Genomic DNA, 12,969 nt, shown 5'->3' with positions numbered 1-12,969 from the left:
GAGGTTCAGGGTTGAAGTCGCAACTCCATCCTAAACCCACATCGGAGCGGCATGGCCACACCGGTCCGGGCGCGCTTGACTCTTGCGGTCCGCGCGCCCTGCCAGCGGGCCAGACTGTCAGGTGAATACCATCTCAACTCACAATCATCTCAGAACGTCACCGTCACATCGCCCAGATGCTCGAAGCGCACCGCGATGTCGTCGCCCAGCCCCGCCGAGAATAACACCGTGATCACTCCCGTGGTGACGGTCCCGCCTTCCTGCGGCCCCACGCCATGGCCGTTCAGGTGATTGGCGAGCCACGCGATCGCCTGGCTGCCGCTCATCACGTCACCTCTCAGATTTGCTTGAACAGGCCCTCGGGCGCGTATTTCCAAACCCCGCCATTGCCGCTGAAGGAGGGCTCGCACATCGGCACGATCTGGGCCGCCACCTCGTCAGGGTGAGGCAGGCTCATAGGGTCCTCGCCCGGCATGGCGGAGGCGCGCATATGCGTGCGCGTGGCGCCGGGGCTGAAGCAGTTGGCGCGGATTGCGCTGGTGGCGATCTCGGCCGCATAGGTCTTCACCATCGCCTCGAGGGCGGCTTTGGAGATCGCGTAGGGGCCCCAATAGGCCCAGCACTTGTGGGCGAGGCCCGACGTCACGAACACGGCGCGCCCGGCGTCCGACTGGCGCAGCAGCGGGTCCATGGAGCGGATGAGGCGGTAATTGGCGGTGACGTTCACCGCCATCACCTCGTCCCACATTTTGGGCTCCGCATGCGCCACGGGCGTCAGCTTGCCCAGCACGCCGGCATTGCCGATCAGGATGTCGAGCTTCCTCCAGCGCTCGAAGATCGCGGCGCCCAGGCGGTCGATGGCGGCGAAATCCCTGATATCGACGGGGGCCAGCGTGGCAGCGCCGCCGGACTTCTTGATCTCGTCGTCGAGTTCGGTGAGCCCGCCCTCGGTGCGCGCCGTGGCGATGATATGCGCGCCCTCCTTCGCCAGGGCGATTGCCGCCGAACGCCCGAGCCCGCGCGAGGCGCCCGTCACGAGGGCGATGCGTCCTTCAAGCTTGCGCGCCATGTGAAATCAGCCCGCTTCCGCCAGCAGTGACAGCTGCTGCTTTCCGGTTTCCCCCGCGAGGTCGGTGAGGTGCGTGGGATAATCGCCGGTGAAGCAGTGGTCGGTGAACTGCGGGCGCGCGTTGTCGCGGCCGGGGTAGCCCACCGCCCGGTAGACGCCATCGACCGACAGGAAGGCCAGAGAGTCGACGCCGATATACTGGCGCATTTCCTCCAGCGTGCGGGTGGCCGCCAGGAGCGACTTCTGCTCCGGCGTGTCGATGCCATAGAAGTCCGGGTGCTTGATGGGCGGGCTCGAGATGCGCATGTGCACCTCCCTCGCACCCGCCTCATACATCATGCGCACGATCTTCACGGAGGTCGTGCCGCGCACGATCGAGTCATCCACCAGCACCACGCGCTTGCCCTCGACGACGGCGCGGTTGGCGTTGTGCTTCAGCTTCACGCCGAGCGAGCGGATCGTTTGCGTGGGCTCGATGAAGGTGCGGCCCACATAGTGGTTGCGGATGATGCCGAGCTCGAAGGGAATGCCCGTCTCCCGCGCATAGCCGATGGCGGCGGGAACGCCGGAATCGGGGACCGGCACGATCACGTCCGCCGCGATGGCGGATTCCCTGGCGAGTTCGCGGCCCATGGCCTTGCGCACATCATAGATCGACCGCCCGCCCAGAATGGAGTCAGGGCGCGAGAAATAGATGTATTCGAAGATGCAGGGCCGGGCGGGGGTCCTGGGGAACGGCCTGAGGCTTTCGATGCCGCCGTCCGTGATCACCACCACCTCGCCGTTCTCGATTTCGCGGATGTATTTGGCGCCGATGATGTCGAGCGCGCAGGTTTCCGAGCACAGGATATGGGTGCCATTGAGCTCGCCGAGGATGAGCGGGCGGATGCCGTTGGGGTCGCGCGCGCCGATCAGCTTCTTGTTGGTGAGCGCCACCAGCGCATAAGCGCCTTCGAGCGCCCGAAGCGCGTCGATGTAGCGCTCGACCATGCGGCTCTTCTGCGAGCGCGCCACCAGATGCAGGATCACCTCGGTGTCCGACGTCGATTGACAGATGGCGCCCTGCGCGATGAGTTCGCGGCGCAGCGTCAGGCCATTGGTGAGGTTGCCGTTGTGCGCGACGGCGAAGCCGCCGGCGGCGAGTTCGGCGAACAGCGGCTGCACGTTGCGCAGGATGGTTTCGCCCGTCGTCGAATAGCGCACATGACCCAGCGCGGATGAACCCTGCAGGCGGCCGATCACCTTCTCGGAGGAGAAATGGTCGCCGACGAGGCCGAGGCGGCGCTCGGTCTGGAATCGCCCGCCGTCGAAAGACACGATGCCCGCCGCCTCCTGGCCGCGGTGTTGCAGGGCGTGCAGGCCGAGAGCCGTCAGCGCCGCTGCGTCCGGATGGCCATAGATGCCGAACACGCCGCACTCCTCGCGCAGCCGGTCGGCGTTGAGCCCGGAATCGATGTCCATGCTCATTGGCTGTTGTCCTGTCCGCCCGGCGCTTGCGGCGGTTGCCGGGTGTTGCCGGTGGTGTCCTGGCTGGCAGGCGGCATCGGGCTGTTGCCGCCACCCGTGCTTTCCATCAGATTGTCCAGCTGCTGGCTGTCGTTGCTCTTGTAGCCGGGGTCGGTCTGCGCGGCATCGTCGGGGGCCGGGGTCTTGTCGCCGCCGGTGGCAAGGGCCGTGTCGTTGATCGTGTCCACAATATCGGGCGGCATAAAAGCGAGCAGACCCTCGCCGGCCGACTTGATCATCGGCAGCGAATAGGCGTTCCGGACCCAGCTTTCCTGCCTGTCGAAGGGCTGAAGCCAGCCATAAAAGAGATAGGCGATGGCGACGAATATGAAACCCCGCGCCACGCCGAACACAAGGCCCAGCGTGCGGTCGAAGGCGCCGGCCGCCGAATCGACCACCCAGTCCGATATCTTGACGCTGATGACGGAGACGACGATCAGCACGATCAGGAAGGCCGAGGCTCCCACGGCAATCTGGGCGAGGTTCTCCTTCTCGAGATAGGGCACGCTGGCCTGAACCCAGCTCACAAGGCCAGGCTGCTTGATGGCGAAATAGGCAGCCACCGCCGCCGCACCCCAGGCGACCAGCGACAGCACCTCGCGGGTGAAGCCACGCATCAGTGCGAGAAGGCCGGAAACGAGCATGATGGCGATGAGGATGAAATCGAGGAGCGTCAGTGGCATCTCGTGGTCCTGGAGGGGTACGGCGACCCGGTTTCGGCATTCATATAGAAAGAATTTCCGCCTGAGCCTAGCGCATGTTCCGTTCTGGCGGAATCGAAACCTGCTCTGTCTTTTTGTCTGGTCGCATTTTCGACGGTCAACCGGTGTCCACTTGACCTGAAAATGCTTTAGGCGATTCTCTGTTGTCCGCGGTCCTGCGCGGCCGACCAGGCCACGAGGTCCATGATCGTCTCGAGGCCCCTCACCTTCAGATCCTTCATGCCCACTTGCTCCGCGGTGGCGGCGACGATGGCCTCCCTCAAGCCCAGCTTCTGGGCTTCCTTGAGGCGGGCGTCGGTCTGGCCCACCGGACGAATGGCGCCGGACAGCGCAATTTCGCCGAACACCGCCGTGCCGGGCGGGATCACCGTGCCGGTGAGGGAGGAGAGCAGCGCCGCCGCAACCGCGAGGTCGGCCGCGGGTTCGCGCACCTTAAGCCCGCCGGCGACGTTGAGGTAAACGTCGTTCTGCCCGATCTGCACGCCCGCACGCGCCTCCAGCACGGCCAGGATCATGGCCAGCCGGTTCGAATCCCAGCCGACCGCCGTCCGCCGCGGCGTGCCGAGCGGCGAGGGCGAAACCAGCGCCTGCACCTCGATGAGCAAGGGACGCGTCCCCTCCATGCCCGCGAAGACCGCGGTGCCCGGCGCCGGGCGCTCGCCGGAGCCCATGAACAGGCGCGACGGATTGCTGACTTCGGCCAGCCCGCCGTCCGACATTTCGAATACGCCGATCTCGTCGGTGGGCCCAAAGCGGTTCTTCACGGCACGCAGAATGCGGTATTGGTGCCCGCGGTCGCCCTCGAAATAGAGCACGGCATCCACCATGTGCTCCACCACCTTGGGTCCGGCGATCTGCCCGTCCTTGGTCACGTGGCCCACCAGCAGCACGGCGGTGCCCTTCTGCTTGGCAAAGCGGATCAGCGCCTCGGAACCGGCCTTGAGCTGGGAGACCGTGCCGGGTGCCGCCTCGATCGAGGGCGCCCAGAGGGTCTGGATCGAATCGATGACTGCAATGGACGGGGGCTTCTCCTCCGACAGTGTGGCCAAAATGTCGGAGACATTGGTCTCGGTCGCCAGCAGCACCGGGGCATCGTCGAGGCCCAGCCGCTGGGCCCTGAGCCGCACCTGGGCAATCGCCTCTTCGCCGGAAATATAGACCACCCGCTCGCCCTTGCGCGCCAGTGCTGCCAGCGCCTGCAGCAGCAGGGTGGACTTGCCGATTCCGGGGTCGCCGCCGATCAGCACGCCCGAGCCCGGCACGAAGCCGCCGCCCGCCACGCGGTCCAGTTCGGCAATGCCGGTGATGATGCGCGGCGGTGCGGGAGACTCGCCGCGCAGCCCCACAAGCCTTGATGCCCGCCCCCTGGGCAGGCTCGCCCCCTTGGCGCCGGAGAGCGGGGCAGAGGCCTGCTCCTCGACGATGGAGTTCCACGCGCCGCAATTGTCACAGCGGCCGGACCATTTGGAAGAGGCGGAACCGCAAGATTGGCAGACGAATTGGGAGGACTTGGCCATGCCCTGTCATACCGGAACGTTTCTGGAACGGAAAGGGGGCGATTTCCACCTGGCCGACCGACACCGTTGGTTCCGGAGCGGCGGCAGCCGCAGGTATCGAGCGGAGCGGAGGCTCAAACGGGCCTCACGCCTCGAAACTCACCCGCCCATCGCAGATCGTTGTGACCGGCCGCACATTGGCAACCTGGTCCTTTGGCGTCTTCTCCATATCGGAATCGAGCACCACCACGTCGGCGAGATAATTTTCCTTCAGCGTGCCCTTCCTGTCCTCCATGAATTCCATGTAGGCGCCGGCGGCGGTGAAGCTGTGCAGCGTGTCCATCAGAGTCTGCGCCTGCGGCGGGCAGTCGGGGCTTAACGGTGCGGCCGTCATCGCCGCCTGCATGCCAAGGAAGGGGCTTAAGGGAGCAACCGGCCAGTCGGAGGAAAAGGCGATCACGGCGCCTGAGTCGCGCAGCGTCTGCCAGGCATAGGACCACGGCAGCTTGCTTCCCACGCGGGAGAGAATGGGTTCATGCGGCGATCCGGGAACACCCACGCCGGCGATGGGCTGCAGCGAGGCGATGACGCCCAGCTCCTTCAGGCGTGGAATGTCGGCAGGGTCGATCATCTCGATATGCTCGATGCGGTGCCGCGAGGAGCGCTTGCCATTCGTCCTGATTGCATTCTCATAGGCATCGAGCGTGCGCCTGACGCCGCCATCGCCGATGGCATGGGTCGCCACCTGCAGGCCGTGCCGGTCGGCGCGGCGCACGATCTCGTTCATCTCCTCCGCGGTGAACAGCGGCGCTCCCATATTCTCCGGCTGATCCGGGTAGCCTTCCAGCATCAGCGCGGTATAGGTCTCGAGCACGCCGTCGATGAACACCTTCACGCGGTCGCAATGCAGCATCTCGCCACCCGGCCGCGTGCGGCCATATTTGGCGCGCATGTCGGCCGCCTCCTCGACGCGCGCGATTTCGAAGGTGTTCTTCTGGTGGAAGGGAATTTCGACGCGCGCCAGCATCTCACCGCGGTCGAGCAGCGCCTGCAGCAGCTCCAGCTGATACCAGTTGCCGTCCATGTTGTGCATCGAGGTGATGCCGAGGGACGCCGCATGCGCAATGCCCTTTTTGAAGAAGCCGATGTCGAGCTCGCGCTGCGCCGCCGTCGCCGGCGGGTTGGGGTTCTCGCCCGTCGTCATCCCCAGCCATTCGCGCCCGCCCGTCGGGGTCAGCGCCTGCACCGGCATGTAGGCCGCAGGCTCGCGCAGTTCGCCCGTGGCGATGCCATTGTGGTCGAGCACGATCTCGTTGCCGACAGGCAGATCGCGGCCATTCATGATGCCTGCCGCCTCCAGCGCCCTGGTGTTGGCCCACATGGTGTGGTGGTCGAAGCAGCCCATGATGAAGGGAATGTCCGGGACCATGCGGTCGAGCATCTGCCGGGTGATCGGCTCGCCAAAGGCCTCATGCGCAATGCCTGTGGCGAGCAGCACGGGCTCGCCCGGGCGCTGCCTGCGGAAGCGGGCGACGGCGTCGGCCACCGTAGCGAAGCCGGTCATGCCGTTCAGAATCAGTGTTTCGAGTTCGACGGCCCCGCCGAACAGATGCACATGGCCCTCGATGATGCCGGGCATCACAGTCTTTTGGGCCGCATCGATCACGCGCGTGTGCTTTGCCTTCAGTCCCGCCACGTCGTCATGCGAGCCCACGCGGATGATGCGGTTCCCGGCAATGGCCACCGCCTCGGCGCGGGGGCGTGCAGGGTCCATTGTCAGCACATGTGCATTGGTGATCAGAATGTCGGCGGCGGTCATGCGGGGGGTCCTTTGATCTGCGCCGCGAAAATGCCCGCTTGACGAACGGGCGGCAAGCCCCCACTCTCCATTCTATCGTCAACAGCGAAAGGAGGTGATCCGATGTCGAGTGAGTTCACTGTGCCGGCGAGCCGGATCGTTGCCTCCGCGGGCAAGCGGAGCTGACGCTACGGGTTCGAGACCGCCTTCCGGCGCATCTCACGGAAAGGCCGCCAGCACTGGCGGCCTTTTTCGTTAGGGTCCGCAGGCTCCCGGCGCATCTTCCGGTCAGGTGGAATGGCCTGACCGGAACATGCGCCAGATCAAAAGCCTGAGCATGATCTTGTCGCATAAGCGGGTGCCGCTCTTGCGGAACGTGCTCTACGGCTTCAGCACATCCATCTGGATCGGCCCTTCGGCGCGGCCGTGAATGAACTGGTCGACGTAAGCGTTGCCGCTGTTGTCGATGGTCTTGGCGGGTCCCTGCCAGACGATCTCGCCCTTGAAGATCATGGCGATGTCATCGGCGATCTTGCGGGCGGACGCCATGTCATGGGTGATCGACACGGTGGTTGCGCCCAGCCTTTTCACGCAGTCGACGATCAGATTGTTGATGACGTCAGCCATGATCGGGTCGAGGCCCGTGGTCGGTTCGTCGAAGAAGATGATCTCGGGGTCCGCGGCGATGGCGCGGGCGAGGCCCACGCGCTTCTGCATGCCCCCTGAAAGCTCCGCCGGATGGAGATTGCCGACTTCCGGTGTGAGCCCCACCTGACCCAGTTTCTCGATGGCGATGTCGCGGGCCCGTGAGCGCGCCATATGGCGACCCTGGATCAGCCCGAAGGCCACGTTTTCCCAGACGGAGAGGGAGTCGAACAAGGCTGCTCCCTGGAACAGCATGCCGAAGCGCGCCAGATATTCGTCGCGCGCGCTGCCCCGAAGGCCAACGACCTCCTCGCCCGCGATGCGGATCGAGCCCGAATCCGGATGCAGCAGGCCGAGGATGCACTTCAGCATCACCGACTTGCCGGTGCCGGAGCCGCCGATGACCACCAGCGAATGACCCTTGGGCACGGACAGCGTCACGCCGTTCAGCACATGCTTCGCCCCGAAGCTCTTCCTCACGCCTGTCAGTTCGATGTATCCCGCCCCGGCCATCGTCAATCCGCGAAGAGCAGCGTGGTGAGGGCGAAGTTGGCGGCGAGGATCAGGATCGCCGAGGACACCACCGCATTCGTCGTGGCGCGGCCCACGCCTTGTGCCCCACCGCTGGAGTTGAAGCCGTGGTAGCAGCCCATCACCGCGATGATGAAGCCGAAGACGGCGGCCTTGATGAGGCCGGAGGACACGTCGTTGAACTCCAGGAAATCCGCCGTGTTGCGGATATAGGCAAAGCCATTGAGACCGAGCGAGCGCGTGCCGACGATGTAGCCGCCCATGATGCCGATGATGTCGGCGATGCCGACGAGCATGGGCAGCGTCACCACCGCGGCGATGATGCGCGGGCCCACGAGATATTTGAACGGGTTGGTGGCCAGCGTCACCAGCGCGTCGATCTGCTCGGTCACCCGCATGGTGCCGAGTTCCGCGGCGATCGAGGCGCCCACGCGGCCCGCCACCATGAGGCCCGCGAGAACCGGCCCCAGTTCGCGCGTGATGCCGAGCGCCACGATCGACGCCACCAGGCTTTCCGCATTGAAGCGCGAGGAGCCGAGGTAAATCTGCAGCGCCAGCGCGCCGCCGGTGAAAAAGGCGGTGAGGCCGACGACGGGCAGCGAGAAGTAGCCGATGTGCACCATCTGCCCGATGATCTGGCGCGGGAAAATCTTCGGGGTGAGCCCCTGCAGCAGCGCGTCCTTGAGAAACATGGCGACGCGCCCGATCTCGGTGAGCATGGCCAGCGTGGCGCGGCCGATATGGGCGAAAAGGTTCAAGCGCGGGAGTCCGATTCGAGTCCGGTGTAAAGCCTTGCATAGCGGCTGCCCAGCCTCGTCAGCAACTCATAGGCAATGGTGCCCGCCCAGCCGGCGGCCTCGTCGATGCCGATATGGCGGCCCAGGATTTCGGCCCTGGCGCCGCGCTTCACCGAACCCTCGGGCAGGGCGGTGACGTCGATCCCCATCATGTCCATGGAGATCCGCCCGACAACCGGGCAGCGCCGGCCATTGATGAAAACCTGGGCTGGCCCGTTGGGCTGCGTCGAGGACAGCGCCCGGGGCACGCCATCCTTATAGCCCGCGCCGAGGATGGCGATGCGGGCCGGGCGGCCGGCTGTCCACGTGGCGCCGTAGCCAACCGTGCTTGCGGGGGCAACGTCGCGCAGTTGCATGACGGCACCTTCCAGAATGGCAACGGGCAGCATCGGATTCGCAACATTCCGCGTCGGATTTCCGCCGTAGAGCGCAATGCCCGGACGCACCAGGTCATGGGTGAAACTTTCGCCGAGGAATATGCCGCTGGAGTTGGCGAGGCTCGCCGCAACACCCGGCAGCCTGGCTCTCACCGCCGCAAAGGCCTCGCTCTGGCGCCGGTTCAGCGGATGGGAGGGCTCGTCGGCGCAGGCCAGATGACTCATCAGCAGCGTGACGTTCAGCCCCTCCATGGTGACGCGGTCGTCGCGCAGGCCATCGAATTCGGCCGGCGAAAACCCAAGCCGGTTGATGCCGGTATCGACATGGATGGCGCAGGGCAGTTTCCGTCCGTAAACCCTTCCAAACGCTGCCCATTCCCGCGCTTCCTCGATGGAAATCAGGGCCGGACGGAGAGCCAGTTTGGCATAGAATTCGGCTTGCCCGGGAAACAATCCGTCGAGGATATAGATGGTGGCCTCGGGCAGAAGCCCGCGCAGCTCCTCGCCCTCCTTGGGCCGCGCCACGAAGAAGGAGCGGCAGCCGGCCTCCCACAACGCCTTTGCCACGGGTGCGATGCCCAGCCCATAGGCGTTGCCCTTCACCGCGGCGCCGCATTCCGCCTTTCCGGCCAATGCGTTAAGCCGCCGCCAATTGTCCTTCAGCGCCACCAGGTCAATGGTCAGCACCGCGCCGGCGAGGTCCTCTGGGGTGGGGGTCATCTTGCGGGCCAGGTCCTTTCGGCGACTGGCTTAGCGCATGTTCCGACCGGATGGAATCACCTGATCGCAACATGCGCCAGGCGGCGCGCGTTGCTATTCGAAGCGCTCCGGCAGATAGTCGGCGCGCACCAGGTTCTGGAACTTGGTGAGGCTCGCCTCGAACTGCAGTTCGACGGTGCCGGTGGGGCCGTGGCGCTGCTTGCCGATGATGACCTCGGCCACGCCGTTCACGCGGTTCATCTGCTCCTGCCATTCGAAATACTCCTGCGTATTGGGGCGGGGCTCCTTGCGGGCAAGATAATATTCCTCGCGATAGACGAACAGCACCACGTCGGCATCCTGCTCGATCGAGCCTGACTCGCGCAGGTCCGCGAGCTGCGGCCGCTTGTCGTCGCGGTTCTCGACCTGGCGGGAGAGCTGCGAGAGGGCGATGACGGGAACGGATAATTCCTTGGCGAGGGCCTTGAGGCCCACGGTGATTTCGGAGACTTCCTGCACGCGGCCCTCCGAAGCGCGGCGCGAGGAGCCCGACAGCAGCTGCAAATAGTCGATGACCAGCACGCCCAGCCCGCGCTGGCGCTTCAGGCGGCGGGCGCGCGCCGCCACCTGCGCGATGGTGATGCCGCCGGTGGCGTCGATATAGAGCGGCAGCGACTGCATCTCGCGCGTCACCTCGACGATCCTGGCGAACTCGTCCGCGTCGATCTTGCCGCGGCGGATGCGCTCCGACGGGATCATGGCCTGCTCGGAGATGATGCGGGTGGCCAGCTGCTCGGCCGACATTTCGAGCGAGAAGAAGGCGGCCACGCCGCCATCCGTCACCTTCACCGAACCATCGGCATTGTGCTCGGCCTTATAGGCCCTGGCGATGTTGTAGGCGATGTTGGTGGCAAGCGAGGTCTTGCCCATGGCGGGCCGCCCGGCGATGATGATGAGGTCCGAGGCCTGCAGGCCGCCCATCTTCTCGTCGAGGTCCCTGAGGCCCGTGGAAATGCCGGACAGGCCGCCGTCACGCTGATAGGCGCTCGCCGCCATGTCCACCGCGTCGGTGAGGGCCCGCGCGAAGGGCTGGAAGCCCTGGCCGTATTTGCCCGTCTCCGCCAGCGAATAGAGCGTCTGCTCGGCGCGCTCGATCAGTTCGCGCGAGGTGTCCTCGATGCCGGGGTCGAAGGCCTCGTTGACGAGATCGGTGCCGACGCCGATGAGCTTCCGCCGCTGCGCCAGTTCGTAGATGGTGCGGCCATATTCCTCCGCATTGATGATGGTGGTGGCGCTCGCCGCGAGGCGCGCGAGATAGGCCGTGCCGCCGATCTCCTTCAGCGTCGCGTCATTCTCGAAATGGGTCTTGAGCGTGACGGGGCTCGCCAGCTTGCCGATCCTGATCAGCGTCGTGGCCGCCTCGTAGATGCGCGCGTGCAGCGGTTCGAAGAAATGCTCCGGAGCGAGGAACGCCGAGACCTTGTCGGCCGCCTCGTTGTTGACGAGTATGGCGCCCAGCAGCGCCTGTTCCGCCTCGATATTGTGGGGCGGGCTACGATAGCTCCCGTCGTCCGGAGCGGGCTCGATGGCGCGGAGGGCGGGATTCTGAATCATGGGGCGACCGTAGGCAAATGGAGAAGATTTGCGGCGCTTTTGTGCGCCTTATGCCCGCTATCCACAACGACGGAGCGGAACGCAGGAAATGGAAGGGCGAGGCACCCCCCGTGCTCACTCGGCCGGCAGCACCGACTTGAAACGCGGCAGCTTCGAATCGATCTGGCGCAGGCGTTCTTCTTCCGCGAACATATAGCTGCGGGTGAGCGGCAGGGCGTTCTGGTTTTTCACGAACTGGATCTGGAAATTGTTCATGCCCATGTAGCGGAATGCGATTTCGGAGGCCGCGAGATAAAACTCCCACATACGGCAGAAGCGCTCGTCATAGAGTTCTCCCGCGCGCCCGCGGTGGCCGGCGAAGCGCCGGGACCACTCGCGCAATGTCCTGGCATAGTGCAGCCGCAGGATTTCGATGTCGCTGACGTAAAGGCCGGACTTCTCGATATGCGGCAGCACTTCGGAAAGGGCAGGGATGTAGCCGCCGGGGAAGATGTATTTCTTGATCCAGGCCGACGTTGCGTCGGGTCCCGCCGAGCGGTTGATCGAATGCAGCACCGCCACGCCATCATCCGCGAGGAGCGAGTTCATCTTCGTGAAGAACTCCCGGAAGTGGCCAACACCCACATGCTCGAACATGCCCACCGACACGATACGGTCGAACCTGGTGTCAAGGTCGCGGTAATCCTTCAGGTGGAACTTCACGCGGCCGGCGACGCCGCGCTGCCTGGCGCGCTCGTTCGACAGCTTGTGCTGCTCTTCCGACAGGGTGACGCCGGTGACCTCTGCGCCGCAGATTTCGGCGAGGTAGAGGCCAAGGCCGCCCCAGCCGGAGCCGATGTCGAGAACCTTCATGCCGGGCTTGACCGCGAGCTTGGCCGCCAGATGGCGCTTCTTGGCCAGCTGCGCATCGTCCAGCGATCCGTCATCGGTTTCGAAATAGGCGCAGGAATATTGCCGGTCGCGGTCGAGGAAGAGATCGTAGAGCGCGCCGGAGAGATCGTAGTGATGCGCGACGTTGTTCTTCGCCTTGCCGACGGGGTTGTATTGGTCGATGCGCTTCATGGCGATGCGCACGGCGTTCGCGGCCCTGGCGATCTTCGGCATCTTGTGCGCCTGGGCATTGCCGATGAGGATCGCCAGAGCGTCATAGATGGTGGAGTCGCCCGAAACGTCGAGCGTGCCGTCCATGTAGCATTCGCCGAGATAGAGGTCTGCGTCGGCAGCGATCTTGGCGGCGGCGAGCGGCGTCCTGATCGAGATGTTGACCGGTGTACCTGTGCCATCGCCGTAGTCATGCAGCTTGCCGTCGGGCCCGGTCACCCGCAGCGTGCCTTTTTCGACGACCGTTTTCAGTGCCCGATCCAGAAGTGCGTACATGGTCCTGCGCTCCTTACCCCTTCCGCAATGGAAGCGTCGTCCGGCATCTCCCCCAGGGGTCTTTGTTGTTAACAAAACATTAATGTCAGCTTGGAGGCCTGCGCAAGAGGCTGGTTTGGCCAAGGTTAACGCCGGTTAAGGCATCTCTTCGGGAACGCAAGAGTGTCTGGTCCGGAACGTGGCCGGATGTTCCGGTGTCCGCACCTCGCTGCGGCAGTCCAGCCGTCCGGGGAACGGGACTGCCAGCAAGCCCGTGGCACACGGCAAGGGGAACGCAACCGGCATGGCGCCAGCGCGATGCGTGACCTCGGTGCTTCAATCACGGCGTTCCCCCGATT

Annotated in this window: 11 protein-coding genes; all 11 read right to left on the bottom strand. The window is 65.1% G+C overall.

Going from position 1 to position 12,969, the window contains the following annotated elements:
- Positions 1–149 precede the first annotated feature (149 nt).
- The 11 genes from IOC69_RS00480 to IOC69_RS00430 all read right to left on the bottom strand — a co-directional run bounded on the left by IOC69_RS00480 (position 150) and on the right by IOC69_RS00430 (position 12,631).
- Positions 150–326 (bottom strand): hypothetical protein, encoded by a 177-nt coding sequence (locus IOC69_RS00480; RefSeq protein WP_290541562.1) that lies wholly within the window; start codon positions 324–326, stop codon positions 150–152.
- Between the two features lie 11 nt (positions 327–337).
- On the bottom strand, positions 338–1,069 hold the full coding sequence (locus IOC69_RS00475) for an SDR family NAD(P)-dependent oxidoreductase (protein ID WP_290541561.1): 732 nt from the start codon (positions 1,067–1,069) through the stop codon (positions 338–340).
- 6 nt (positions 1,070–1,075) lie between these two features.
- The gene (gene purF / locus IOC69_RS00470) at positions 1,076–2,536 is read right to left on the bottom strand and encodes an amidophosphoribosyltransferase (RefSeq protein WP_290541560.1); all 1,461 of its coding nucleotides are present in this window, start codon (positions 2,534–2,536) and stop codon (positions 1,076–1,078) included.
- Positions 2,533–3,258, bottom strand: coding sequence for a CvpA family protein (locus IOC69_RS00465; protein WP_290541559.1), 726 nt, complete (start codon positions 3,256–3,258; stop codon positions 2,533–2,535). Before IOC69_RS00465 ends, purF begins: the two co-directional genes overlap by 4 nt.
- 167 nt (positions 3,259–3,425) lie before the next feature.
- Positions 3,426–4,814 (bottom strand): DNA repair protein RadA, encoded by a 1,389-nt coding sequence (radA, locus tag IOC69_RS00460; protein ID WP_290541558.1) that lies wholly within the window; start codon positions 4,812–4,814, stop codon positions 3,426–3,428.
- A gap of 124 nt (positions 4,815–4,938) precedes the next feature.
- Positions 4,939–6,612, bottom strand: a complete 1,674-nt coding sequence (locus tag IOC69_RS00455) for an amidohydrolase (protein ID WP_290541557.1) — start codon at positions 6,610–6,612, stop codon at positions 4,939–4,941.
- A gap of 360 nt (positions 6,613–6,972) precedes the next feature.
- Positions 6,973–7,749, bottom strand: coding sequence for an ATP-binding cassette domain-containing protein (locus tag IOC69_RS00450; RefSeq protein WP_290541556.1), 777 nt, complete (start codon positions 7,747–7,749; stop codon positions 6,973–6,975).
- Between the two features lie 2 nt (positions 7,750–7,751).
- Positions 7,752–8,525: an ABC transporter permease gene (locus IOC69_RS00445; RefSeq protein ID WP_290541555.1), complete on the bottom strand. Its 774-nt coding sequence runs from the start codon at positions 8,523–8,525 to the stop codon at positions 7,752–7,754.
- On the bottom strand, positions 8,522–9,661 hold the full coding sequence (gene alr / locus IOC69_RS00440) for an alanine racemase (protein WP_290541554.1): 1,140 nt from the start codon (positions 9,659–9,661) through the stop codon (positions 8,522–8,524). Before alr ends, IOC69_RS00445 begins: the two co-directional genes overlap by 4 nt.
- A gap of 93 nt (positions 9,662–9,754) precedes the next feature.
- Positions 9,755–11,254, bottom strand: a complete 1,500-nt coding sequence (locus IOC69_RS00435; RefSeq protein ID WP_290541553.1) for a replicative DNA helicase — start codon at positions 11,252–11,254, stop codon at positions 9,755–9,757.
- Between the two features lie 114 nt (positions 11,255–11,368).
- Complete coding sequence (locus IOC69_RS00430) at positions 11,369–12,631, bottom strand: cyclopropane-fatty-acyl-phospholipid synthase family protein (RefSeq protein WP_290541552.1); 1,263 nt, start codon at positions 12,629–12,631, stop codon at positions 11,369–11,371.
- Positions 12,632–12,969 lie beyond the last annotated feature (338 nt).

This window comes from Aestuariivirga sp., from assembly GCF_020252405.1.
GTDB lineage: Bacteria > Pseudomonadota > Alphaproteobacteria > Rhizobiales > Aestuariivirgaceae > Aestuariivirga.
This window is presented reverse-complemented; position numbering and strand designations above follow the sequence as displayed.